General features: G+C 72.3%; 18 protein-coding genes. 10 read left to right on the top strand and 8 right to left on the bottom strand.

Annotated features, from left to right (window positions below):
* Window positions 1–34: 34 nt before the first annotated feature.
* From AC3CF1_RS24090 to AC3CF1_RS24075, 4 genes are all read left to right on the top strand, one after another.
* Window positions 35–835, top strand: coding sequence for an ABC transporter ATP-binding protein (locus AC3CF1_RS24090; protein ID WP_354981434.1), 801 nt, complete (start codon window positions 35–37; stop codon window positions 833–835).
* Window positions 832–2,217 (top strand): hypothetical protein, encoded by a 1,386-nt coding sequence (locus tag AC3CF1_RS24085; RefSeq protein WP_354981416.1) that lies wholly within the window; start codon window positions 832–834, stop codon window positions 2,215–2,217. Before AC3CF1_RS24090 ends, AC3CF1_RS24085 begins: the two co-directional genes overlap by 4 nt.
* Complete coding sequence (locus AC3CF1_RS24080; protein ID WP_488451300.1) at window positions 2,214–2,828, top strand: hypothetical protein; 615 nt, start codon at window positions 2,214–2,216, stop codon at window positions 2,826–2,828. Before AC3CF1_RS24085 ends, AC3CF1_RS24080 begins: the two co-directional genes overlap by 4 nt.
* Before the next feature lie 234 nt (window positions 2,829–3,062).
* Window positions 3,063–4,691, top strand: a complete 1,629-nt coding sequence (locus tag AC3CF1_RS24075; RefSeq protein WP_354983512.1) for a GAF domain-containing sensor histidine kinase — start codon at window positions 3,063–3,065, stop codon at window positions 4,689–4,691.
* 3 nt (window positions 4,692–4,694) lie between these two features.
* Here the strand turns inward: AC3CF1_RS24075 and AC3CF1_RS24070 are convergent, their stop codons facing one another.
* Window positions 4,695–5,333 carry a response regulator gene (locus AC3CF1_RS24070; protein WP_088946276.1) on the bottom strand — a complete coding sequence of 213 codons (639 nt, stop codon included), beginning with the start codon at window positions 5,331–5,333 and terminating at the stop codon, window positions 4,695–4,697.
* Between the two features lie 201 nt (window positions 5,334–5,534).
* Between AC3CF1_RS24070 and AC3CF1_RS24065 the strand changes: the two genes are divergently transcribed.
* Together AC3CF1_RS24065 and AC3CF1_RS24060 are read left to right on the top strand one after the other, a co-directional pair.
* Window positions 5,535–6,503 carry an Acg family FMN-binding oxidoreductase gene (locus AC3CF1_RS24065; protein ID WP_435794558.1) on the top strand — a complete coding sequence of 323 codons (969 nt, stop codon included), beginning with the start codon at window positions 5,535–5,537 and terminating at the stop codon, window positions 6,501–6,503.
* A 161-nt stretch (window positions 6,504–6,664) separates the two neighbouring features.
* Window positions 6,665–7,258: a DoxX family membrane protein gene (locus AC3CF1_RS24060; RefSeq protein WP_088946275.1), complete on the top strand. Its 594-nt coding sequence runs from the start codon at window positions 6,665–6,667 to the stop codon at window positions 7,256–7,258.
* Window positions 7,259–7,346: 88 nt separating this feature from the next.
* On the opposite strand, the gene AC3CF1_RS24055 is transcribed toward AC3CF1_RS24060, so the two are convergent.
* On the bottom strand, window positions 7,347–8,516 hold the full coding sequence (locus tag AC3CF1_RS24055) for an acyl-CoA dehydrogenase family protein (RefSeq protein ID WP_088946274.1): 1,170 nt from the start codon (window positions 8,514–8,516) through the stop codon (window positions 7,347–7,349).
* A gap of 250 nt (window positions 8,517–8,766) precedes the next feature.
* Here AC3CF1_RS24055 and AC3CF1_RS24050 point away from each other — a divergent pair, with 250 nt between their 5' ends.
* Together AC3CF1_RS24050 and AC3CF1_RS24045 are read left to right on the top strand one after the other, a co-directional pair.
* Entirely contained in the window at window positions 8,767–10,194 is a 1,428-nt protein-coding gene (locus tag AC3CF1_RS24050) for a UDP-glucose dehydrogenase family protein (RefSeq protein ID WP_354983505.1), read from the top strand.
* A 150-nt stretch (window positions 10,195–10,344) separates the two neighbouring features.
* Entirely contained in the window at window positions 10,345–15,240 is a 4,896-nt protein-coding gene (locus AC3CF1_RS24045; RefSeq protein ID WP_488451299.1) for an SCO7613 C-terminal domain-containing membrane protein, read from the top strand.
* A gap of 74 nt (window positions 15,241–15,314) precedes the next feature.
* Here the strand turns inward: AC3CF1_RS24045 and purE are convergent, their stop codons facing one another.
* The 6 genes from purE to mca form a co-directional block, all read right to left on the bottom strand.
* Window positions 15,315–15,806 carry a 5-(carboxyamino)imidazole ribonucleotide mutase gene (gene purE, locus AC3CF1_RS24040; protein WP_488451298.1) on the bottom strand — a complete coding sequence of 164 codons (492 nt, stop codon included), beginning with the start codon at window positions 15,804–15,806 and terminating at the stop codon, window positions 15,315–15,317.
* A gap of 26 nt (window positions 15,807–15,832) precedes the next feature.
* On the bottom strand, window positions 15,833–17,008 hold the full coding sequence (locus AC3CF1_RS24035) for a 5-(carboxyamino)imidazole ribonucleotide synthase (protein ID WP_355160746.1): 1,176 nt from the start codon (window positions 17,006–17,008) through the stop codon (window positions 15,833–15,835).
* Window positions 17,009–17,130: 122 nt separating this feature from the next.
* A complete protein-coding gene (locus AC3CF1_RS24030) occupies window positions 17,131–19,224 on the bottom strand; it encodes a thioredoxin domain-containing protein (RefSeq protein WP_355160747.1) in 2,094 nt (697 codons plus the stop codon).
* A gap of 167 nt (window positions 19,225–19,391) precedes the next feature.
* Entirely contained in the window at window positions 19,392–21,923 is a 2,532-nt protein-coding gene (locus tag AC3CF1_RS24025) for a putative bifunctional diguanylate cyclase/phosphodiesterase (protein WP_354983501.1), read from the bottom strand.
* Between the two features lie 179 nt (window positions 21,924–22,102).
* On the bottom strand, window positions 22,103–22,396 hold the full coding sequence (locus AC3CF1_RS24020) for a hypothetical protein (RefSeq protein WP_354983500.1): 294 nt from the start codon (window positions 22,394–22,396) through the stop codon (window positions 22,103–22,105).
* Window positions 22,397–22,444: 48 nt separating this feature from the next.
* Window positions 22,445–23,326: a mycothiol conjugate amidase Mca gene (gene mca / locus AC3CF1_RS24015; protein ID WP_141907931.1), complete on the bottom strand. Its 882-nt coding sequence runs from the start codon at window positions 23,324–23,326 to the stop codon at window positions 22,445–22,447.
* Window positions 23,327–23,529: 203 nt separating this feature from the next.
* Here mca and AC3CF1_RS24010 point away from each other — a divergent pair, with 203 nt between their 5' ends.
* Together AC3CF1_RS24010 and greA are read left to right on the top strand one after the other, a co-directional pair.
* Complete coding sequence (locus tag AC3CF1_RS24010) at window positions 23,530–23,970, top strand: DUF4307 domain-containing protein (RefSeq protein WP_088946267.1); 441 nt, start codon at window positions 23,530–23,532, stop codon at window positions 23,968–23,970.
* A 157-nt stretch (window positions 23,971–24,127) separates the two neighbouring features.
* Window positions 24,128–24,625 carry a transcription elongation factor GreA gene (greA, locus tag AC3CF1_RS24005; protein WP_099850624.1) on the top strand — a complete coding sequence of 166 codons (498 nt, stop codon included), beginning with the start codon at window positions 24,128–24,130 and terminating at the stop codon, window positions 24,623–24,625.
* Window positions 24,626–24,677 lie beyond the last annotated feature (52 nt).

The following is a 24,677-nucleotide window of genomic DNA, read 5'->3' as shown; positions in this document are numbered from 1 at the left end:
CGACACCGAGCCAGGACCGAATGGAGACCTCATGATGCGTACGGTCAGCGTGGCGGAGACCAGGCCGTCGACCCATCCGTGGGCGGTGCACGCCGAGAAGTTGCAGGTCCGGGCCGGCCGACACCTGGCGGTCAACGAGCTGGACCTGACGTTGGGCACCGGTGTGCACGGGCTGCTCGGCCCCAACGGCGCCGGCAAGACGACGTTGATGCGCGCCCTGGCCACGGTGGTCAAACCGTCCGCCGGGCGACTGACCCTGCTCGGCGAGGACGTCACCGCCGGCGCGGACCTGCGCCGGGTCCGACGTGGCCTGGGTTACCTGCCGCAGCACTTCGGTTTCTACCCGCGCTTCACGGTCCGGGAGTTCGTCGAATATCTGGCCTGGCTCAAGGAGATGCCGAAGACGGTCATCCCCGCTGCGGTGCAGCGGGCCATCGAACGGGTCGGCCTGGCCGACCGCGCCGATTCCCGGATGAAGACGCTGTCCGGCGGGATGCTGCGCCGCGCCGGCATCGCCCAGGCGATCGTCAACGACCCGGAGATGCTGCTGCTCGACGAGCCGACGGTCGGCCTGGACCCCGAGCAGCGCCTCGACTTCCGCGAGCTGCTGCGCGACATCGGTCTTGACAGCTGCGTGCTCGTCTCCACCCACCTGGTCGAGGACGTCGCCGTGGCCTGCACCGACGTGGTGCTGGTCAGCGAGGGTCGACTGGTGTGGCAGGGCAGCGCCGGCGAACTGGCCCAGCAGGGCGGCACCGACGACGCCGGTGACAGCGCCACCGAACGCGGCTACTCGTCGCTGCTGCGCGCCCACCGCGGCCGGGTGTCGGCATGACCGGGCGCATCCTTCGCATCGAGCTGCGCCGTTCGGCGGCGCTGAGCATCGGCCTGCTGTCGTTGGTGGCCGGCACGGTGCTGCTGCTCACGTCCACCCAGTTCTTCGTCGGGCGGTGGATGCAACTGGCGATCTTCTCGCGGTCGATGCTCATGGTGTCGCTGCCCTTCGCGCTGGCCGGCGGAGCGTGGCTGGGTCAGCGTGACGCGCGTTACCGGGTCAACGAGTTGTTCGCCAGCACCGTCCGGCCGCGCTGGCAGCGCGTCGTCCCGACCGCCAGCGCGCTGGCCGTCGCGGTGGCGACCGCGTACGTCCTGGTGTTCCTCATCGCGGCCGGATGGGTGGTGCCGACGGCGGGATACTTCCCGGCCAGCGCGATCGTCGTCGCTGCGGTCGGCGTCCCGGCGCTGGTCGCCGCTGGTTGGCTCGGCATGGCCGCCGGCCGCGCCGTGCCCCGGGTGGTCACCGCACCCATCCTCGCCGTGGTCGGCTTCGTCCTGGTGGGGTTGGTCCCGGACCTCGTCACGATGGCCCACACCGACGCGAGTTTCACCAGGGTCCGGCCGGAGCCGTCGGCGCTGCTGCTCGTACCGACCTTCAACGGCCTGGACGACTTCCAGACGATCGCGACCCGGGTCAGCGTGCTCCAGACGCTGTGGCTGGTGTCCCTCGCCGCGACCGGGCTGCTGCTGCTCGGCGCGGTCCGCCGCCGCGCCATCGCGTTCGCCGTGCTTCCGGCGGTGCTCGGCGGCGCGGTCGCCGTACCGCTCCTGCCCGTCGGCGGAACCCGCGGGGCGGCGGTCGTCGACCCGGTCGCCATCGAGCTGGTCTGTGACGACGACGGCCCGCAGGTCTGCGTGGCACGGGCGCACGCCGCGTTGCTGCCCGACGTCGTCGGCCCCGCCCGCCAGGCACTCGGAATGATGGCGGCGAAGCTGCCCAACGCACCCGGCCGGGCGGTGCAGTCCCGACAGATCGCCTACTGGGGGCGACTGGGCGTGAGCACGGCACCGACCCGGCACGCCGACGACACGATCGTCTTCGACACTCCCGCGATCGACCCCGCCGGCGGCGCCGACCTGTCCGACGGCTACTTCCTGCCGTCACTGCTCGAGGCCGCCTGGCGGCAGGACTGCGGCGACCAGCCGGAGACCGACGAATCCCTGGCCCGGACGGTCGCCACGGCCTGGGTGAGCGGTCAGCCGCCAACCCCGCAGCGCTGGTGGGAACCGGCGGACATCGAGCGGGTGCGGAGCGCCTACCAGGCGCTGGTGAGCCTGCCGCAGGCCGAGCAGCGAGATCGGATGGCGGCGGCCCGCGCGGCGGCGATGGACTGTCGCAGCGACGGCCTCCTGGCGATCCTGGCGGAGAAGAAGCCATGAGATGGTTCCGGCTCCACCTGCGGTCGCGCCGCGTCCCTCTCGCGCTCGGCAGCGCGACGGCGCTGATCACGCTGGCCTGGGTGTTGTCGCTGGTCTACACGGACTCGACCACCATCAACGCCCGGACCGCGAGCCTCGCCATCATGTTGGCGGTGGTCGCGTTCGGCGCCACCCTCAGCGGCGCGGACGACGCCCTCGACCACACCGCGTCGGTCAACTGGCCGCTGCGACGTGCCGTTCACCTGTTCCTCGCCGGTGCCGCGGTCATCGCCCTGCTGTCACTCAGCACGCTCACCGACGCGCGTTACGAGCCGCTCGCCCTCGTGCTGCGCAACACCGCCGGCCTTCTCGGGCTGACCGCCCTCGGCGCCGCCCTGGTCGGTGCGGCGCTGTCGTGGATCGCCCCGCTGATCTGGACCCTCATCGCGGTCCTGCCCGTCATGGGCCCCAGCAGGGACGTGCGGACGCAGGTCGCCAGTTGGCTCATCCAGCCCGCCAGCACCACCGCCGCCACCGTCTGCGCCACAGTGCTGGCGGTGACGGGCCTGCTGGCGTACGCGCTGCGGGGCGGCCCGCTGCGACCCGTCACCGAGACAGCGCCCGACCGGTGAACGAAGCCGTCGGTGGTCCGGCACGCCGGACCACCGACGGCTGTGGGCCGGTGCGGACACGGAACCCCTGACCTGCGGCACATCGCGTCCCTCGGCTGCCCGTAGCATCAGGGGATGGATGCCTCGCACGTTGCTGACGACGGGCGCCACAGGTCCGAGGACGACCAGCGCGACGTCCCTCTGCTGGGGTTGAGTCCGCTGTCCCGGGTGCGTCTGGACGAGTTGTTGCAGGAGATGCTCGTACGGGTCGGCGAGGTCGTCACCAGTCGTGAGCGGCTGCGTGCTCTGCTCGACGCGGTGGTGGCGATCGGCTCCGACCTCGATCTTCGCACCACCTTGCGCCGCATCGTCGAGGCCGCGTGTGAGCTGCTCGACGCCCGCTACGGCGCGCTCGGTGTGATCGGCCCGGACCGGCTCCTGACGGAGTTCATCACGCACGGCATCGACGCCGAACTGCACGCCCAGATCGGCGACCTGCCGCACGGTCGGGGTGTGCTCGGCCTGCTGATCGCCGACCCGCGGCCGGTGCGGATGCCGGACATCACGAAGCATCCCCAGTCCTACGGTTTTCCACCGAACCATCCTCCGATGCACAGTTTCCTCGGTGCTCCGATCCGCATCCGGGATCAGGTCTTCGGCAACCTCTACCTCGCGGAGAAGCGGGGAGCCGCCGAGTTCACCGAGGATGACGAAGAGATCGCCGTCGCGTTGGCGGCCGCCGCCGGCGTCGCGATCGAGAACGCCCGGCTGTACGCCGTCGCCAACCGTCGTGAGCGTTGGCTGGCCGCCACCGCCGAAATCACCAGTGTGCTGCTGGGCGAGGTCCGCCGCACCGACGCGCTGGGCCTCGTCGCCCGCCACGCCCGCGAGGTCGCGGACGCCGAACTGGTGCTGGTCCTGCTCTACGACGAGGAGGTCGGCCAGTTCACCGTCGAGGTCGTCGACTCGATCGACGGCGCGGCTCCCCCGCTGGTCGGCACGGTGCTGCCGGCCGCCGAGACCACCTTCGCCGCCTCGGTGACGGACCGACGGCACACTGTCGTCGAGAGTCTGGCCAAGGCGGCACCCTGGCTCGCACCGGTCACCGACGGCCCGGCCGTCGTGTCCCCGCTGTCGGCGGGCGAGACCCTGCACGGCGTCCTGGTCGTGGCGTACCCGGCCGGTCAGGTGCGACAGAGCGACGACGACGTGCCACTGCTGGCCAGCTTTGCCGCGCAGGCGGCGCTCGCCATGGAGCGCGCCCGCGCGCAGGAGGAACGGGAACTCCTCGTCGTCCTGGAGGACCGTGAGCGGATCGCCCGTGACCTGCACGACGTGGTGATCCAGCGGCTGTTCGCCACCGGGCTGCAGTTGCAGAGCAGCGCGCCGCTGATCGCCCGGCCCGAGGTCAGCCAGCGGATCAACGCCGCAGTCGACGAGCTCGACTCCACGATCCGGGACATCCGGCGAGCCATCTTCGAACTACGGACCCCGATGAGCGCGGCCCTGCGGACCGAGATCCGCGACGCCGTGGACACCGCCGCCAGGTCACTGAGGTTCCGCCCGGCACTCGAGATCTCCGGACCGATCGACAGTGCCGTACCGGACGCCGTACGCCCGGACCTGCTCGCGGTGCTGAGGGAAGCGTTGTCCAACACGATCCGACACGCGCACGCGAGCCAGGTCAAGGTGCTGGTCGAGGTCAGCGGGCCACGGCTCACCCTCACCGTCGACGACGACGGGGTCGGCACGAGCCCCGACGCCGCTCGCGGTGGCCTGGTCAACCTGCGCGAGCGTGCCGCCGGCCTGGGTGGTGAATTCGCTGTGGAACCAGCGGAACCCCGCGGGACGCGCCTGTGTTGGAGCGTCCCGCTCGGCGACTGACGGTCAGGGGTGCGGGCGGAGGAGCCGGGTGGCCAACACCGCAGCCTGCGTACGCCGTTCCAGCCCCAGCTTCGCCAGCAGGCTCGACACGTAGTTCTTGACGGTCTTCTCAGCGAGGAACATCTTTCCGGCGATTTCCCGGTTGGTCAGCCCCTCGGCGACGTACCCCAGGATCCGGCGCTCCTGCTCGGTCAACATCTCCAGCTCGCGCGGCTGCTCGACGCCGTTGCGGATGCGCTCCAGCACCCGCTGGGTCACCGCCGGGTCGAGCAGCGACTGGCCGGCCGCCACCCGGCGGACCCCGTCGACGAGGTCGGTGCCGCGGATCTGCTTGAGCACATATCCGTCAGCTCCCGCCATGATCGCCGCGAACAGCGCCTCGTCGTCTTCGTACGAGGTGAGGATCAGCCCCCGGATCGACGAGTCGACGGTGCGTACGTCCCGGCACACGTCGATGCCACTGCCGTCGGGCAAGCGTGCGTCGAGGATCGCCACGTCCGGCCGCAGTGCCGGGATGCGCGCCGTGGCCTCCCGTGCCGACCCTGACTCACCCACCACCTCGATGTCGCCGGCGGCGTGCAGCAGGTCGGTCAGACCACGGCGGACGACCTCGTGGTCGTCGAGGAGGAACACACGGATCATCTCCCCTTTCTACAGGTGCGGCTCGGGTGGACACAGGGCCGAAGGTCCCGTCACCCGCGGGTGGACAGGGACCGGGGGCCCGCACCCTTGGGACGTCCGGCCCTGCCGGTCCGGCCCGGCTGACGCGATGGTGGGGGCTGGGTCCACACCAGGACCTGGCCAGGCTGACCTGCATCTCTGCGCCGTGAAGGATGTGCCGCGATGATCAGCACCACGTTCACACCTGCCGGGCTTCGCGCTGCGGTGGCCGCAGCGATTCGGGCGCCGTCGCTGCACAACAGTCAGCCCTGGCGTTTCCGGCTCTCCGACGATGGCATCGAGGTGCGGATCGATCCGGACCGGCTGCCGCAGGTCGCTGACCCCAACCGCTGGGCGGCACGGCTCAGTTGCGGCGCCGCCGTGTTCAACCTTCGCCTGGCGCTCGCCGTCGCGGGCACTCCGGCTGAGGTGCGGCTCCGTCCGCATCCACATGATCTGGATACCGTGGCCCTGCTGGTCCCCGCCCGACCACGGCCCGCGACTCCGGCCGAGCAGGACCTGTATTCCGCGATCTCCCGGCGGCACAGCAACCGCAGGCCGTTCTGGCCGAACCCGGTGGCGGCGGACGCACGGTGGCGTCTGATCGAGGCCGCCCGGGCCGAGGGCGCATGGCTGGAGATGGTCATTGGAGCGGGCGCGGTCCAGACGGTCGCCGAGATCGCCCGCAGCGCCAACCGGGTGCTGGAACGCGACTGTGCCTACCGGGCTGAGCTGACGCGGTGGATCCGCACCTCGCCCGCCGACGACGGTATCCCCGTCGAGGCCGGCGGGCCGGTCCCCGAACCGCAGGACCTGCTACCCCAACGGGCCTTCGGGGTACGCACCCGCGCGCCCGGCCGGGACTTCGAACCTGAACCACTCGTCGCTGTGCTCGGTGTCCAGGGCGACAGCGCAACCGACCAGATCACCGCCGGCCAGGCGCTGCAACGCGTGCTCCTCACCGCCACCGACAGCCGCCTCGCCGTCTCCATGCTGTCCCAGCCCATCGAGGTACCCCGAGCCCGCGAGCAGCTGCGACTGGCCCTCGGCAGGTACGGCACGCCTCAGATGGTCATGCGGATCGGGTACGGGCAACCAGGTGGGCCTTCCGCCCCTCGCCGCGACGTCGACGAGACGATCGACCTCGCCTGACCGCAGGACCCCGATCTCGTGGGAGCAGGACAGAGGTCCCACCGGACAGGGATTTGGTCCCGTCGCATCGATGCCCTGTGGTCCTACTGGCACCGCGCCGGTTGCCGTGAACTGTAGTTGAGCGCCGGCCGACCAGGCTGGCGGCAAAGATGGAGGATGCCATGAACGCCATCGTCCCCCCGCGTCTCGACCGGACTCCCCGCAGCGCGTCGGGGACCGAGCCGGCGGCAGGCACCACCGACACGCCGGCCACCGGTGGCGGCACCACCGCCCGGACAGTGGCCAGGTACGCCTGGTTCGCCGCCCGGATCGGGATGGGCTTCACCTTCCTGTGGGCATTCGTCGACAAGCTGTTCGGCCTGGGCTACGCGACCCCGGACGGTAAGGGCTGGGTCGACGGCGGCCACCCCACGAAGGGCTTCCTCGCTGGAGCGGAAGGGCCCTTCGCCGGCTTCTACCACAACCTCGCCGGCACCACGTTCGCCGACATCGCCTTCATGGTCGGCCTGGCCGCCATCGGCGTCGCCCTGCTGCTGGGCATCGGGATGCGAATCGCCGCCGGAGCCGGCGCGCTGATGCTCATCATGATGTACACCGTCGTGCTGCCTCCCAAGACCAACCCGATCATCGACGACCACCTCATCCTGGCCGCCCTGCTCATCGGGATCGCCGCCGCCGGAGCCGGTGCCACCTTCGGCCTCGGCCGCTGGTGGGCCAACACTCCCCTGGTCCGGAGACTGCCCTGGCTCACGTAGTCGCCACGGACGAAGGCCGGCACCGCCACGGCGGTGCCGGCCTTCGTCATGTCACGTCAGTCTGGTCGGAGCCAGACGGGAGAAGAACCTAGACGAGACCGTTGAGCAGCTGCCGAGCCATGACGATGCGCTGCACCTGGTTGGTGCCCTCGTAGATCTGCGTGATCTTGGCGTCGCGCATCATCCGCTCGACCGGGTAGTCCCGCGTGTAGCCGTAGCCGCCGAGCAGTTGCACCGCGTCGGTGGTGATCTCCATGGCGGCGTCCGAGGCGAAGCACTTGGCTGCCGCGCCGAAGTAGGTCAGATCCGCGTCGCCACGCTCCGACTTGCCGGCCGCCGCGTACGTGAGCTGCCGGGCAGCCTCCAGCTTCATGCCCATGTCGGCGAGCATGAACTGGATGCCCTGGAACTCGGCGACGGCCTTGCCGAACTGCCGGCGCTCAGCCACGTACCCCTTGGCGTAGTCGAGCGCGCCCTGCGCGATCCCGACGGCCTGCGCGGCGATGGTGACCCGGGTGTGGTCCAGGGTCTTCATCGCGGTCGCAAAGCCGGTGCCCTCCGCGCCGATCATCCGGTCGGCGGGGATCCGCACGTTGTCGAGGTAGACCTCGCGGGTCGGCGAGCCCTTGATGCCGAGCTTCTTCTCCGGCGCGCCGAAGCTCACCCCGGCATCGGACTTCTCGACCACGAAGGCCGAGATGCCCCGGGACCGCGCGGACGGGTCGGTGACGGCGAAGACGGTGTAGAACTCCGACACGCCGGCGTTCGTGATCCAGCGCTTCACCCCGTTGAGCACCCAGTGATCCCCGTCACGCACCGCCCGGGTGGTCATCGACACCGCGTCGCTGCCCGCCTCCGGCTCGGAGAGGCAGTACGAGAACATGGCCTCACCCGCCGCCACCGGCGTCAGGTAGCGGCGCTTGAGCTCCTCGGAACCGGACAACAACAGTGGCATCGTGCCAAGTTTGTTCACCGCCGGGATCAGCGAGGAGGACGCGCACGCCCGGGCGACCTCCTCGATCACGATGGCGGTGGCCAGCGCGTCGGCGCCCGCGCCCCCGTACTCCTCGGGAATGTGCGGTGCGTGGAAGTCGGCCCCCCTCAGCGCGTCGTAGGACGCCTTGGGGAACTCTCCGGTCTCGTCGGCCTCGGCGGCGTGCGGCGCCACCTTCGCCGTGCAGACCTCCCGGACCGCGTCCCGGATCGCCACGTGCTCCTCGGGCAACCGGTAGACGTCGAACGACTCGCCTGCGGCCATGTCGGCCCCTCCCCTTCACCGCTATCATGCGCAGTCTGTGACGACTCCTGACCGCCGACCGCGCAGACTGAAGACTAGCGACTGCAGTTCAGGTGATGTTACCGGCGCGTAGGCATGGGCATTCGGGTGCACCCACGCCGCTGGGCGATGATGGAGGACAGACAGTGAGCCACCCCTCCGGTGCCCCGCTTAGGCGCCCCAGCAGAATGCGACGCGACGACGCGCCGCCAGTGCGAGCGGAGAAACAGGCGTGACGATCCCCTATCCCACCATCCAGCCGACCCCCGCCATCGCCGCGGTGACACCGCCCTCGGGCGCTCCTCGGCCGCGGGTGACGTTCCTGGGGACTGGCTACCTCGGTGCGACGTACGCCATCTGCTACGCCGAGCTGGGCTACGACGTGCTCGGTTTCGACGTCGACGCGGACAAGATCGCGATGTTGAACGCCGGTCAGGTGCCCATCCACGAACCGGGCCTGGACGAGCTGCTGCGGCGCAACCTCGCCGCCGGACGCCTCCGGTTCAGCACCGACATCGCCGAGACCGCCGAGTTCGGTGACGTGCACTTCATCTGCGTGGGCACCCCCCAGCGGGCCGACGGGATGGGCGCCGACCTGTCGTACGTCGAGGCGTCGGTCACCAGCCTCGCGCAGCACCTGACCCGCAAGGCACTGATCGTCGGCAAGTCCACCGTGCCGGTCGGCACCGCGGACTGGGTGGAGCAGCTCGTCGGCAAGCACACCCCCGGCGACCTTGACGTCGAGGTGGCGTGGAGCCCCGAGTTCCTCCAGGAGGGCTTCGCCGTCGACGACGTCCTGCGCCCCAACCGCATCGTCGTCGGCGTGAAGAGCGAGTGGGCCAACGGCATGCTCTACGCCGCGCACAAGGGCGTGTTCGACCTGGCCGCCACGGAGGACCGCGAGGTGCCCCTGGTGGTCACCGACTTCGCCACCGCCGAGCTGGTCAAGGTCGCCGCGAACGCCTTCCTGGCCACCAAGATCTCCTTCATCAACGCGATGGCCGAGGTCTGCGAAGCGTCCGGTGGCGACGTCACCCAACTGGCCCGCGCGATCGGGTACGACCCGCGGATCGGCAACCGGTTCCTCCAGGCCGGCCTCGGCTTCGGCGGCGCCTGCCTGCCCAAGGACATCCGCGCCTTCCAGGCCCGGGCCCAGGAGTTGGGCGCCGGCGAGGCGCTGCGCTTCCTGCACGAGGTCGACCTGATCAACCTCCGCCGCCGTACCCGGGTGCTCAACCTCGCCGCCGATCTGCTCGGCCGCCGCTCCGGGCCTGCCGGCCCGGACTTCTCCGGCACCCGGATCGCCGTGCTCGGTGCCACGTTCAAGCCCAACACCGACGACGTCCGGGACGCCCCGGCGCTCGCCGTCGCCGCGCTGCTGCACAAGGCCGGCGCGGAAGTGCACGTGTACGACCCGCAGGGCACCGAGAATGCCCGCCGCGCGGTCCCCGAGCTGACCTACGAGGCCGGCATCAACGAGGCGGTCGCCGGCGCCGACCTGGTCTGCGTCCTCACCGAGTGGGCCGACTTCCGCAACGCCGACCCGGTCGCCCTTGGCGAGCTGGTCAACGGCCGCAAGGTGGTCGACGGCCGGAACTGTCTCGATTCGGCACTGTGGACCCAGGCCGGCTGGGAGTACCGGGGCATGGGCCGCCCCTGACCGCACGACCCCAACCGGCCGGCCACCGAGCATTCGGTGGCCGGCCGGTGTCGTTGTTTGCCCCGGACCCGCCGACAAGAGTCGAAATCCGCGCCAGCTTTGGGCATGCTGCGACAGTGGAAGTCCACAGTGCGGGTGGAGGGGTGTGTCGTGGCGACCTTTCAATGCTCCTCGTGCGGCCGGGAGATCAAGCCGGCCGTCCGATGCCCGCACTGTGGGGCTGATCAGCCGCAGTGGGTCGAGCACCTGGCGGACATCGAGCGTTCGATCGCGGAGATGAAGGCCCGCGACGCCGCCATCGCCCGCGAGCAACGGCAGATCGCCGCCAAGATGCAGGCCGCGCTCTTCCAGCGCGACATCCTCGCCCACGCCGGCGAGGAGCGACTCAAGCAGGCCACCCGGCCACGTCGGGTGCTGCGCCGCCGTGCCGGCCGGCGGCCACCGACCGCCACCAACGGAGCGCCACCCCGGGTGCCCCGGCAGAACACCCCGCCCACCCCGGAGGACCCGCCGCCGCCCCCGCCCCGGGCGAGGTGGCTGGACGCGGACGACCCGGAGCACCCGCCGGAGGCCTCGTCGCGCGAGGTGCAGAACATCCCCCTCGGGCTGGGCGCGCTGCTGCTCGGGGTGGCCGCGGTGGTCTTCGCCGCGGTGGCGACCAGCTCGATGGACGCGGTGGCGCGGCTCGGCATCCTGCTCCTGGCCACCGTGCTGATGCTGCTCGCCCCGCCGGCACTGGCCCGGCGCGGGCTCACCTCGACCGCCGAGACCATCGCCGCGGTCGGCCTGCTGCTGGTGCCACTCGCCGGCAACGCCCTCTGGGCGGTGGACCGGATCGGCACCGGCGGCGGCTCCGCCACGGTCTTCAGCGGGGTGATCTTCGCGGTCACGGCAGCCGTCGCATTCGGCTACGCCCGTTTGACGGGCCTGCGGGCACCCCGTTTCGCCACCGTTCTCGCCGCGCAGCCGGTGCTGCCGCTGCTGGCGTACGACCAGATCAGCGGGCCGGGCGGCTGGGCGCTGGTGCTGACTCTGGTCGCCCTCGTCGACCTCTGGCTGGCCCGCTCCGGCGTGGCTCTGGAACGCCCCGTCCGGCAGGACCTGCCGGTGCCGGGCACCCCGTCGGCGCCCCGCCAGCGCAGCGCTGAGAGCCGACCGGAGGGCGACCCGGAGGAGGCCGGCGAGCTGATCGACGCCAGCGCGGGTTCCACTGAAACCCGGCCGCTGCGCCCGGTGCCCGGGCTGCGCGAGCTGACGTGGTTGCTGCACGCGGTGGCGGTTGCCGTCGCCCTGGCGTACGCGGTCACCGCCCTGCTGCGGGCGCAGACCGTGCCGACCGCGACCGGCGCCGGGATGGTGCTGCTGCTGGCCGCCGCGGTCGGGCTGGCCGGCGCGCTGGTGCTGCGTCGACCACCGCTGCCCGACGTCGCGGCCGGCATCGTCACCCTGGCCGTGATCGGCGCACTCAGCCGCATCGCCTCGGTGGCGCTGCCCGACCGGGCGTTGCTGCTGATCGCGCTGGTCATCACGGTGACCGGGCTGGCGGTGCGCGCCGTCCCCGAGACCGCCCGGCGTGGCCCACAGATCGCCTCGGCGGTGGCACTGACCGTCAGCGGTGTGGTGGTCGCCGGAGGCGCGCTACGCGCCGGGGTGGCGCCGGTCCGGGCGGCGCTGCCCGCCTGGGGCGCCGACCTCAGCCGATACCCGGCCGAGCTGGCCGCCGCTGTCGGGCCGAACACCTGGCAGCTAGCGGGCGCCGCATTCCTGCTCACCATCGCGGCGGTGCTGGCGCTGCCCCCGGAGATCCGCCGCGAGTTCGCGGTCGCCGGCGCGGCGCTGACCGCACTCGCCGTTCCCGCCTCGTTCGGTCTCGGCTGGGCGGCGGCACCCTGGCCGATGGTGATCACCTCGATCGGCATCGGCGTCATCGGGCTTTCCGCCCGCACCGACCGAGCCGCGGTGGCACACGCCGTCGGGGCGGCCGTGGTGGGCCTGTTCGGCGCCGGCGCCAGCCTCGCCAGCCCCACCCTCACCGCAGCGGTCCTGCTCACCCTGTTCGCGGCCGGCACGCTGGTCGCCCTGGCACCCCGGGTCCGGATCGCCTCGGCCGCCTCCGACACCGTCACCGCCTGGGCGGCCGGAGGCGCCGCGTTCGCGCTACCCGGGGCCGTGGCCGCGTTCGTGGCCGCCACCATGCCGACCGACCCGACCCCCACCCCGGCCAGCCTCCGGGAGGTGACCGTCCCCGTCCTGGCCGCCAGCTTCCTGGCGGTCTGCGTGACCCTCGGCTACGCCGCCGTCGTGCAGGTCTCCCAGCGCCGCATCCCCGCGCCGCTCTCGGTAGGCACCGGGCTGGGCGCCCTGGTGGTCACCGCCGCCGCGTTCGGCGCAGCCGGTGCGACCGTCGCCGACGCCTGGGTCGGCGCGCTGCTGCTGGTCGCGGCGGTGTTGCTCTTCCTGGCCCCGTCGATCGACGCCGGCCGACGCGCCGACCTCACCCTGGACGGCTCGGACCTGGCCGCCGCCGCGGTCACCACCGCCCTGATCGCCACCCTGGTGCGGATCGGGGCGGTGCTCGCCCCGGGTGGGCAGTTGGCGGTGGCCGCCGCGCTGGTCCTGGTGGTCGCCGTGGGTGCACGCACCATGCCGGAGGAGTGGCGACGCGGGCCGATTCTCGGCCTCGCCGTCGGCGGTGCCCTCATCGGCGTACTCGCCGGCTGGTCCGCGGTGCGCGGTGGCGTCGGTGTGCTCGCCACACCCGGCCCGATCTGGAAGGGCGACCTGATCGACTGGCCCGCCGCGCCGGTCGGTGGCCACACCTGGCAGGCGCCGGTCGCGCTGGCGCTGTTGGCCGTCGCGGCAGGCATCCTGCTCCCGCCGCCCTGGCGGTGGGACGTGTCCGGCGTGGCGGCGGTGCTCGCCACGATCGGCGCGCCGGCCGCGTTCGACCTGGCCTGGTGGTCGCCGGTCCTGATCGGCGGGATGGTCGCCACCGTGTACGGCATCGCCGCGGTCGCCACCGAGGAGGCCCGCGCGGCCCTGTCCCGGGCCACCGTCGCCGGGGTGGTCGCACTGCACGCCGCCGGAGCCGGCCTGGTCCGACCCTGGACCACAGCGTTGGCCCTGGGCAGCATCGCGCTGATCGGCGTGGTGGTGGCCGCGCTGGCCCGTGTGCTGGCCGGCCCGCAGGTGACCGACATCGAGACCGAGGGGATGCCACCGCACCTGGCACAGATCGGCGGTGCGGCGATCGGCGCCGCGTTGCTGGCCCTCCCCGGCTCGGTGGCGGCGCTGGCCGCAGAGTTCGACCACTCGGCGGAGGTGGTGCTGACCGCCGCGCTGGCCGCGTCCAGCCTCGGCCTGGCCGCTGTGGCCGCGGTCCGCCGGGAGGTCCCGCAATATCTGCCCTGGGTCAGCGCGGCCGTGGTCGGCGGTGCCAGCATCAGCGCCCTCGCCGCCATCCCCACCGGCCTCGCCGCGGGCGTCTACGCGGCCGCCGCCGCCCTGCTCGGCGTGCTGGCCGAGCTGATCCGCGCGGCCACCGTGCCGCCCACCGGCGCCGCCCAGCCGGTCCGGCGTTGGGCGGTACGGCTCGACGGGGCACTCCGTCGACTGCCGGACGACCCGGAGCGACGGCGGTGGCGGTTCAACCCGGCCGCCGGCGCGTTGGCCGCTGCGGCCCTTCCGACCGCCCTGGCACTCGCCTCGATCACGCCCGCGCTGGTCACCGCACTGGTCGAGCCGCACCGCACATTGACCAGGATCTGGCAGGGCCCGCCACCGGAGCTGCTCACCCCACCGCCGGACGTGGTCAACCCGACCCACGTGCTGACGGCCCTGCTGCTCACCGCGACCGCCGCGCTGGCGGCCACCGGGTTCAGCGGTGGGCGTCGTTCCCGGGCCGTCCCGGTGGTGCTGCCCGGAGCAGCCGTCACCCTGCTGATCGCGCCCACCGCGCTGGGCCGGGGCTGGCCGGCCAGCAGCGTCGCCGCGCTCTCCGTCTTCACCATCGCGATGCTCGGTCTCGCGCTGACCCCACCGCCGCCGCTGGTCGAGCGAGCCCGCTCACTGCGGCTGGCCCGGGTGCTGGTGTTCGCCATCGGTCTGGCCGGTGGCAGCGCCGGGCTCGCCGGCAGCCTGGCCGACCGGCAGTTGACCCTGTTCACCCTCGGCAGCGCCGTCGGGGTGGGCGCGGTCGGTGCGTTCTTCGGCATCACCCAGCGGGCACGCATCCTCGGATGGCTCTTCGCCTCACTCATGGCGCAGCTCTTCGTGCTCACCGCCGGCCTGGTCGCCGGGCTGGCCGCGGTCTGGTCCGCGTTCGGGGTGCTCGCCGTCGGAGCGGTCCTGCAGGTGCTCGCCGCGACCCTGCCCCGGCTGCGTCGCCCCGAGGCGCAGCGCGAGGCCTCCACAGTCGAATGGAGCGGCTACGCTGCCGCGCTGATCGCCCTGGCCCTCGCCTTCGACTCGCCCCGACACATCGCCGCCCTGCTGGCGGCCTGGGGTGCGGTCCTCGGGGTGGCGGCGACCCGACCCGGTCGCCGGCCGGTGGAACGCCGCATCCTGTTCTGGGCCGTGGTGGTCTGCGAGATCACCGCGTGGTGGATCCTGATGCGGGTCGCCGACGTGGCGCTGCCCGAGGCGTACACGCTGCCGTTCGCTGCCCTGGCCCTGCTCGTCGGGGTGTTGGAGCTGCGCCACCGAGCGGACCTGAGCAGCTGGGTGGCATACGGGCCGGCGCTGGTCGCCGCCTTCGTACCGACGCTGGCCATCGTGCTGGCCACCGAGTCCAGCACGCTGCGGCAGATGCTGTTGTTGCTCGGCGCGGTCGCGGTACTGATCTTCGGCTCGTCCACCCAACAGCAGGCACCGGTGATCGTCGGCGCGTCGGTGACCGCGATCACCGCGATCCACGCCCTGTTCAGCCTCGGCCCGTGGCTCGCGCTCATCCCGGTCGGCATCCTGCTGCTCGTGCTCGGCGCGAGCAACGAGCGCCGCCGCCGCGCCCAGGAACGCCTCCAGACCGCGCTACGCGGCATGAGGTGAATCGGAGGGCCACGGCGGCGTGGGTGAGTGGGCGCGGTGAGTGGGCCGGGTTCGCGGCTGGTGTCTGACGCGAGCTACGGGAGGGTTGCCTGGAGGGCGGCTTCCTTGGTCGCCACCAGCTTCTCCAGGTCCTCCTGGTAGGTCGTCATCCTGGCGCGCAGGCCGTCGTCGCTCGCGCCGAGGATCCGTACGGCGAGCAGGCCGGCGTTGCGGGCATTGCCGATCGACACGGTGGCCACCGGGATCCCGGCCGGCATCTGCACGATGGACAGCAGCGAGTCCATGCCGTCCAGGTGCTTCAGCGGCACCGGCACGCCGATCACCGGCAGTGGCGTCACCGAGGCGACCATGCCCGGCAGCGCGGCGGCACCTCCAGCCCCGGCGATGATCACCTTCAGGCCCCGGCCGGCGGCGTCCCGCCCGTACTCGATCATCGCGACCGGAGTCCGGTGCGCCGAGATCACCCGCACCTCGTACGCCACGCCGAAGTCGTCCAGCACCTCCGCTGCGGCCCGCATGGTCGGCCAGTCCGAGTCGCTGCCCATGATCAGCCCGACCGTGGTCACTGGGGTCTCCTTCTCGACCGAGGTGGTCACTCGTGCCCCTCACGCAGCCAGCGCGCGGCCCGCGCCGCGCGTGCCCGTACGTCATCCAGGTCGTCGCCGAGCACCGTGACGTGCCCGACCTTCCGGCCGGGTCGCACCTGCTTGCCGTACAGGTGCACCTTGGCGCCCGGCTCGGCGGCGAAGAGGTGGTGCAGCCGCTCGTCGATCGACATTCCGCCGGGCTCTCCGCCGAGCACGTTCGCCATCACCACGACCGGCGCGGTCAGCGAGGTGTCGCCCATCGGGTAGTCCAGCACCGCCCGCAGGTGCTGCTCGAACTGCGAGGTGCGGGAGCCCTCGATGGTCCAGTGCCCGGAGTTGTGCGGCCGCATGGCCAGCTCGTTGACCACGATCGCGGGGCGGCCGGCCTCGTCGCGCACCTCGAACAGCTCCACGGCCAGCAGGCCGATCACGCCGAGCGCGGTGGCCAGGTCGATGGCGAGCTGCTGGGCGGAGACCGCCAGCTCCTCGTCCAGGCCGGGCGCCGGGGCCAGCACCTCCACGTTGATGCCGTCCCGCTGCACCGTCTCGACCACCGGGTACGCGGCCACCTGACCGAACGGCGACCGGGCGACCTGCACGGCCAGCTCCCGACGCAGCGGCACCCGCTCCTCGACGATCAGCCGGGTGCCGCCGGCGAGCAGCGTTGCTGCCAGCTCGCCGGCCTGGGTCGCGTCGTCGACCATCCACACGCCCCGGCCGTCGTAGCCGCCGCGCGCCGCCTTGAGCACCACCGGCCAGCCGACCTGCTCACCGAAGTCGACCAGGTCGGCGGGCTCGCCGACCGGCCGCCACAGCGGGTTGGGGGCGCCCAGCTCGGTCAGGCGTTCCCGCATGACCTGCTTGTCCTGGGCGTGCAGCAGCGCGTCCGCCGGCGGGTAGAGGGTCACCCCTTCCGCCGCCAGCGTGCGGATGTGCTCCGAGGGCACGTGTTCGTGGTCGAAGGTGACGACGTCGCAGCCCTTGGCGAAGGTGCGCAGGGCGGCCAGGTCGGTGTGGTCGCCGTACTGGACGTCGGCGGCGACCAGCGCCGCGCCGTCGTCGGGGGCGGCCGCGAGCACACGCAGTGACTGGCCGAGGGCGATCGCGGCCTGGTGGGTCATCCGGGCCAACTGGCCGCCACCCACCATGCCGACAACAGGCAGACCGGTACGGGAATCCATAGCGCGGCCAGCCTATCCGGGCCATCGGCACGCCCACCCGGAGGGCCGGCACCCGCGCCGCCGGCCCGGTCCGGGGACGGGCGGTGCCGGGAGCGCGGGCACTACAGGGCGTGGCGGTGCGCTCAGCTGAGCTCGGCGACCAGCTCCTCGACCGAGGTCACCGGCCGCTGGCAGACGAACCCCCGGCAGACGTACGCGGCGGACCGCCCGTCGACCAGCGGACGGTCGGCGAGCAGCGGCACGCCGGGCTGGTCCGGTTGCCCGGCGACCACCACGGCCCCGGGCGGGGCGTGCCGTCGAGCCGCGGCCACCAGGGGATCGCCAGCCGGGTCGTCGGTCACCACGGCGATCTCGTACGGCCCGGAGAGCAACGCCTCACCGACCATGGCGGCGTAGCCGGTGAATCGGGGGTGCTTACCGACGATCGGCGCGACAGTGGCGAGCGCCGCCTCGGCGGCCTCCCGGTAGCGCGTCTCCCCGGTCAGCGCCGAGTACGCGACCAGCCCGGCGATCAACGCCGACCGGCCGGACGGGGTGGCGTTGTCGGTCGGGTCAGCGGGCCGGGCCACCAGCCGTTCCGCGTCGTCGGCGGTGTCGTAGAAGGCACCACCGGGCGCGGCGAAGTGCGCCAACGCGGTGTCCAGCAGCTCGCCTGCCAGCGTGAGCCAACGGCCCTCGCCGGTGAGCTGGTGCAGCGAGCAGAAGGCCTCGGCCACGCAGCCGTAGTCCTCCAGGACGCCGGCCGGCTCGCCGACCCTGCCGTCCCGGGAGACCCGGCGCAGCCGGCCGTCCACCAGGTGCACGGTGGCCAGGTGCTCGGCGGCGTCGCGCATTGCGCCGTCGGCGACGATCGTCACGCCGTCCATCAGGTTGGCGTCCTCGTCCTGCGGAGACGCGTACAACGCGGCCACCTGGAGGAACTCGACGATGGCGGTGATCGCCAGGCCGTTCCAGGCGGCCACCACCTTGTCGTCGCGGGCCGGCTGCGGCCGGGTGTCCCGGGCACTGAGCAACCGCCCGACGACCTGCTGCCAGCGGGCCCGCACCTCGGGTGCGGCGTCGTCGACGTCCCGGGCGAGCTTGAGCACGCTCATGCCGTGTTCGACGCCCTTCTTTCCGTCCGGAGTGCCGTCTTGCGGCGCGGAGGCGGAATGAGGGGCGAAGGTCCCCTCGTCGGTGACGGCGAAGAGGTCGGCGGCCCAGCGGCCGTCCTCCTCACCCAGCGCCTCGACGAGTTGCGCGGGTGTCCACGCGTAGGTGAGCCCCTCGACGCCCTCGGTGTCGGCGTCCAGCGCGGACGCGAAGCCCTCGCCCGGCCGGTGCAACTCGTCGGCGAGGAAACGGGCGGTGTCGCGCGCCACCCGCCGGGCCAGCGGGTCACCGGTGAGCCGCCACAGCTGGGTGTAGAGCCGCAGCAGCAACGCGTTGTCGTAGAGCATCTTCTCGAAGTGCGGAACCGTCCAGTGCGCGTCCACCGAGTATCGGGCGAAGCCGCTGGCGAGCTGGTCGTAGATGCCGCCACGGGCCATCGCCTCGGCCGTGTGCCGGGTGATCTCCAGGCTGCGCGGGTCGCCGGTGCGCTGGTGGTGGCGCAGCAGGAAGAGCAGGTTCATGTGCGGTGGGAACTTCGGGGCGCCCCCGAAGCCGCCGTTCGTGGCGTCGTACTCGCTGGCAAGCCTGCCGGCCGCGGCGTCGAGCAGCGGCGCGTCCAGCGGGGCGGTGGGGCCGCCCACGGCCTGCGCGCCGCCGATCGCCTCGACGACCGCGGCGCCCTGGCGCACGACCTCCTCGCGCTGCTCCCGCCAGGCGGTGGTGACCGACTGGAGCAACTGGACGAAGTTGGGCCGCGGGAAGTAGGTGCCGCAGAAGAACGGGGTGCCGTCCGGGGTGGCGAAGACAGTCATCGGCCAGCCACCCTGGCCCGTCATCGCCTGCGTCGCGGTCATGTAGACCGCGTCCACGTCCGGGCGCTCCTCACGATCCACCTTGATCGACACGAAGTTGTCGTTCATCAGGGCGCCGACCTGCTCGTTCTCGAACGACTCGTGCGCCATGACGTGACACCAGTGGCAGGCCGCGTAGCCGACCGAGATGAGCACCGGGACGTCCCGCCGTTTCGCCTCGGCGAACGCCTCGTCCGACCAGGGCCACCAGTCGACCGGGTTGTCCGCGTGCTGGAGCAGGTACGGGCTGGTGGCGTCGACGAGTCGGTTCACGCACACGACCATAACCAGCCCCGGCGCGGACCGCGCGGGCTCCACCCGGATGGTCCGGCGGCCGGAGCGTCCGGCCCGGCCCACGGCGGCCCGGGCCGGAGGCGGGTCAGCCCTTCCTCAACCGAACGACCGCGGTGTCGGCGTCGGGACCGACGAGCGCGGGACGGTCAGGAGGCGCCGTCGGCGCGCAGCCGGAACACGTTCGACTCCGCCGAGTCGCGCAACGACCCGAGCACCGCGCCGATCTTGTCGGCTGGCATCGGCTTGAAGAAGTGGTAGCCCTGCGCGGAGGTGCATCCCAGCTCGGCCAGGGCCATCCGCTGCTCGGCGGTCTCCACCCCTTCGGCGACCACCCGCAGGCCCAACTCGTGGGCGAGCCCCACTGTCGTCCGTACGATCGCCGCCGCCTCCGGTGAGTCCGTCATCCGGATCACAAACGAGCGGTCCACCTTCAACTCGTCCACGGCGATCCGGGTGAGGAAGGTCAGCGACGAGAAGCCGGTGCCGAAGTCGTCGACCGCGAGCTGCACGCCCATCGACCGGAGCGTGGCCAGCACCTCGTCGATGACCTCCAGCTCACTCATCACGACCGTCTCGGTGATCTCCAGAACGAGCCGGTGCGGCGGCACCTGGTGGCGGCGCAGCGCGTCGGCGATCTCCGCCGGCAGCCGGGGGTCGAGCAGGCTGCGGGCCGACAGGTTGACCGAGATCGGGACGTCCAGCCCCTCACGCGCCCAACTGGCGGCCACGCTGAGCGCCTTGTCCAGCACGTACCGGGTGAAGGTGCCGAGCTGCTCGCTGTTTTCCACCGGCCGGATGAAGTCGGCCGGGCTCAGCCATCCGCGCCGGGGATGCTGCCAGCGGATCAGCGCCTCCACGCCGGTGGGCGCACCCGTGGCCAGGTCGACCGCCGGTTGCAACGCCAACACCAGCTGGTCGTCGACCAGGAGCGCCTCGCGAAGCTCGGCCAGCAGGGCGAGCTGGTCGGTGCTGGCCGCGTCCCGGGTGCCGTCGTACACGGCGACGTTGCCGCCGCCCTCCTTGGCCTGGTACATCGCGATGTCGGCCCGACGCAGCAGCTCGGTCAGGTCGGCGGTGCCGGCGTCGGCCACCACCACCCCGACGGAAACCTCGATCGACATCCGTACGCCGGCCACCTCGGTCGGCGCGGCCAGCCGTTCGGCGATCTCGCGGGCCTGGCGCAGTGCATGGGCCATCGGCGCGGCCCGGTCACCGAGCACCGGCACCGCCGTGAGCAGCATGGCGAACTCGTCGCCACCGAGCCGACCGAGCAGGTCACCGGGGCGGACCAGCGCGTCGAGCCGGTTCGCGGTCAGCCGCAGCAACTGGTCGCCCGCGGCGTGACCGAGGGTGTCGTTGACTTCCTTGAACTGGTTGATGTCCAGCAGGAGCAGCGCCACCGGGTGATCGTGCGCGAGCTGCCGCAGCGACTGGTCGCCCTTGCCGAGCATCGCCGCCCGGTTGGCCAGCCCGGTGAGCGGGTCGTGCACCGCCTCGTACGACGAACGGGCGGTCACCAGCCGCAGCTCGCGGTGGGTCGCGGCGTCGTGCAGCGCGGCGGCGAGCGCGTCGCCGAACGCGGCCACCGCGTCGCGCTCCCGCGCGGTGGGTGGGGCCGAGCGGGGGAACCGCACCCGCAGCCGACCGACCGGTGCGGAGCCGACCGACAGCGCCCGGCTCAGCTCGTGCTCGTCGGGCTCCGACTGGTCCGGTGGGTCCGTCTCGCGGTCGACCAGTTGACCGCCGGCGTCGCCCCGGTACCGGTGCCACCGGCCGTCGGCCCGCGCCACGTCGACGTCCACCAGCTCGGCGTTGAACAGCGTCAGCCCTCCGGTGACCGCCGCGGTGGCCACGCCGCGCTCGTCGAGCTGGTTGAGGGCCGCGGTGGCCTCGGCGAACGCTCTCCAGGTGCGGCGCTCCTGATCGGAGCGCAGCCGGTAACCGTAGGTCTGTTGCAGCAGCCAGAGCAGCGGCGGCAGCAACAACAACCAGCGCGGGTCGAGTTCCAGGAGGGCGACCACGACGAGGCCGACCGCCACGTTGCCGACGAACATCAACAGCTTGCCGCGCAGCGCGGCGAGCAGCGGCGGCCCGATCGGCAGGCCGTGCCGCAGGCCCAGCGTCACCCCGCCCAGCCAGGCGGTCACCAGGAGATAGGTCACCGACCCGGCGATCAGGGCCAGCGCGAGCTTCGGGGTGGGCGGGGCGAGCAGCGGTCGCCCGAGTGCGGTGGTCACGGAGACGGCCAGTGCCGACGCGGCGGCCAGCGACGCGGCGATCCGGACGAGCTCCAGGGCCGGGCGGCGGTCGTTGTGCAGCGAGAGCATCGTCCAGGCCAGCCCGGTGCCCAGCAGCGTGGCGGACGGGAGCCAGCCGGCGGGAGCCAGGTAGAGGCAGACGATCAGCGCGGCCTCGCCCCAGGTGATGCTGACCATGCCCGCGGACGAACGGAACCGCAGTCGGGCGAGCTGGGCGAGAGCGAGGACGGCGACGGCGATGCCGAACCGGGCCGGACCGCCGAGGGGGTCGTCGACCGGCAGCCTGACCGGCAGGGTCAGCCCGACTGCGGCGGCGGCCACGGCGGTCAGCGCGACGGCGGCGGTGAGCACGAGCAACCGGACCGGTGTGCCCCGCACCCCGAGCCGGTCGAACGAGTCACCGGCTGGACCGGAGGTCATCGACCTCCCCCGTCAGCCGACCGACCGAGGTTACGGTGGGCGGCCGCTGCTGTGCTGGTCATCGGCGCCCCCTCCCGCACACGGCTCGGGGACTTTTGGTCCCCCCGGCGGAAGGCTAAGCCAAACCGGGTGGCCGCAACAGGGGGCGACCAACCGGTTCGGCGTGATTCATGCGCGGACTACCCGTTCCGCTGCTGCTCGTGCCCATTGGGAGCGGGCGTGGATGAATCACGCCCCCCGGTCCCGTCTGTCGGATCGACGACTGCCGCATCGGCCCTGGTCGGGTCGGTCGGCCCCGCCTGTTGCGGAAACCGGTCGGGCAGGCGGCGCAGCCGAGCGTTCATGTTGCGGATCAGCAGGATGGTCGCGGTGGCCAGCAGCAGGATGAGGAACAGGCCCATCGGCCCGGCCAGACCACCCGTGCGGGTGTCCCCGAAGTTGTTCTCCGCGAGCACCTGGGCAGCGGTCAGCATGGCGTTCCTCCGATGTGCGGTTGGTAACCAGGGTAGACCCGACGGAAATCAGCGTGCGTGGGCCGTCTCCCGCACCCCGGCGAAGAGATCCGACTCGGGCAGTGGGCTGTCGACCATCGAGCGGGCCAGCTCGTAGTCCTCGGTCGGCCAGGCGCGCTGCTGCAGCTCCATCGGAACCTGGAACCAGAAGCCGTCCGGGTCGACCTGGGTGGCGTGGGCGCGCAGCGCATCGGCGCGAACCGTGAAGTAGTCGGCGCACTCAACCCGCGTGGTGATCCGGGGGCCCTTGTCGGGCCGGTCCTCCCACCGCTTGAGCCACTCCTCGTAGGGCGACTCCAGACCGGCGGCCAGCATGCCCTCGTGCAGGGCCATGATTTTGCCCTTGGAGAAGCCGATGTCGTAGTAGAGCTTCAACGGCTGCCAGGGCGCGCCCAGCTCCGGGTAGCGCTCCGGGTCACCGGCGGCCTCGAACGCGGCCATGCTCACCTTGTGGCACATGATGTGGTCCGGGTGCGGGTAGCCGCCCTCTTCGTCGTACGTGGTGACGACGTGCGGACGGAACTCGCGCATCAGCCGCACCAGCGGCCCGGCGGCCACCTCGACGTCCTGCAGGGCGAAACAACCCTCGGGCAGCGGCGGCAGCGGGTCACCCTCGGGCAGGCCGGAGTCGACGAAGCCGAGCCACGCCTGGTCGACGCCGAGGATCGCCCGTGCGGCGTCCATCTCGGCACGCCGGATCTCGGCGATGTTGGCCCACACGTCCGGCCGGTCGAGCTTGGGGTTGAGCACACTCCCGCGCTCGCCGCCCGTGCACGTCACGACCAGGACGTCCACCCCCTCTGCGACGTACTTCGCCATCGTCGCTGCGCCCTTGCTCGACTCGTCGTCCGGGTGCGCGTGCACGGCCATGAGACGCAGTTGCTCTGCCAACTTCGGCGCTCCTCGTCTGTGCCGGACGGTGGACCCGACCGGGCTCGACCGGCTGACCTGCCGGGATCTTTCCTCACCGCACCCCAGTCGTCGGTCAGCAGCGCGGGCATGACCTGCCATTCCTGCCGCTGGACCGGGTGGGAGGATGGGACTCTGTCATTCTTGCTGATGCCGCCGACAACAACGCCAGGAGATACCCGCCGGTGACCGAGACGCACGCCACAATTTCACGAGGTGCTCCGGTTTTCCCGGCCGGGCGCTACGGCCGCCGCCGCGCACCGGGCGGACGGCGGCGACGCACGTTGCTGGCGGCGGTGGTGCTGCTGGCACTCGTGGCCACGCTGACCGTGATCTCCGTCCGGCTCTACCGCCAGTACGGTGACCCGGTCTATGACGCCCAGGTGATCACCTACACCGACATCACGGACAATCAGGTGCTGGTCGACTTTCGGGTGACAGTGCCGTCGGGCGGATCGGCGGTCTGCCTGCTGCGTGCTCGGGACCGCGCGGGCGCCGAGGTGGCTCGCGAACAGGTCACGGTGACCGCGGAGCCCGGCAGCCGGCACGTGACGACCCGGCACCGCCTGGCCACCACCGCACGACCGTTCATCGGCGAGGTCATGCGCTGCCGACCGGTGTCCTGACCTGGCCATAACAGCCCCGGCCACGACGGCCGGGAAGCACCTACGCGCGGTGTCGGATCCGGGCACCGGCGGTGATGGCCGACACCCTGTGTCGTACTGCACTGGTAACTTGGTAGTTCACCTGTCAGCCAGCCACGCACAACTGAGGAGAACGCCTGTGTCCACTGGCAACGAGGCGCCCGCCACCTGGCTGTCGCAGGACGCGCACGACCGCCTCCAGGCCGAGCTCGACGAGCACATCGCCAACCGCCCGGCCATCGCAGCCGAGATCAACGCTCGACGCGAGGAGGGCGACCTGCGGGAGAACGGCGGCTACCACGCCGCCCGCGAGGAGCAGGGCAAGGCCGAAGGTCGCATCCGCTACCTCCAGGAGCTGCTGCGCACTGCGAAGGTCGGCGAGGCGCCGACGGCGGACGCGGTCTCGCCCGGCATGGTCGTAACGATCTACTTCGATGACGACGCCGACGACACCGAGACCTTCCTGCTCGGTTCGCGGGAGATCGCGGCCACCACCGACCTGACCGTCTACAGCCCTGAGTCGGCGCTCGGCAAGGCCATCCTGGGCGGTCGGCCCGGGCAGACCTGCACCTACACGGCGCCGAGCGGCGCCGACATCAAGGTGACCGTGGTCAGCTTCGAGCCGTTCTCCGGCTGATCGGCGGCGGCCCTACGAGCCGCTCCCCAGCACCGCTTCCGAGGCGTGGCAC

The organism is Micromonospora sp. MGP-C2, from assembly GCF_057766525.1.
Note: the sequence above shows the minus strand (reverse complement) of the source record. Positions and strands in the feature narration are given on the sequence as shown.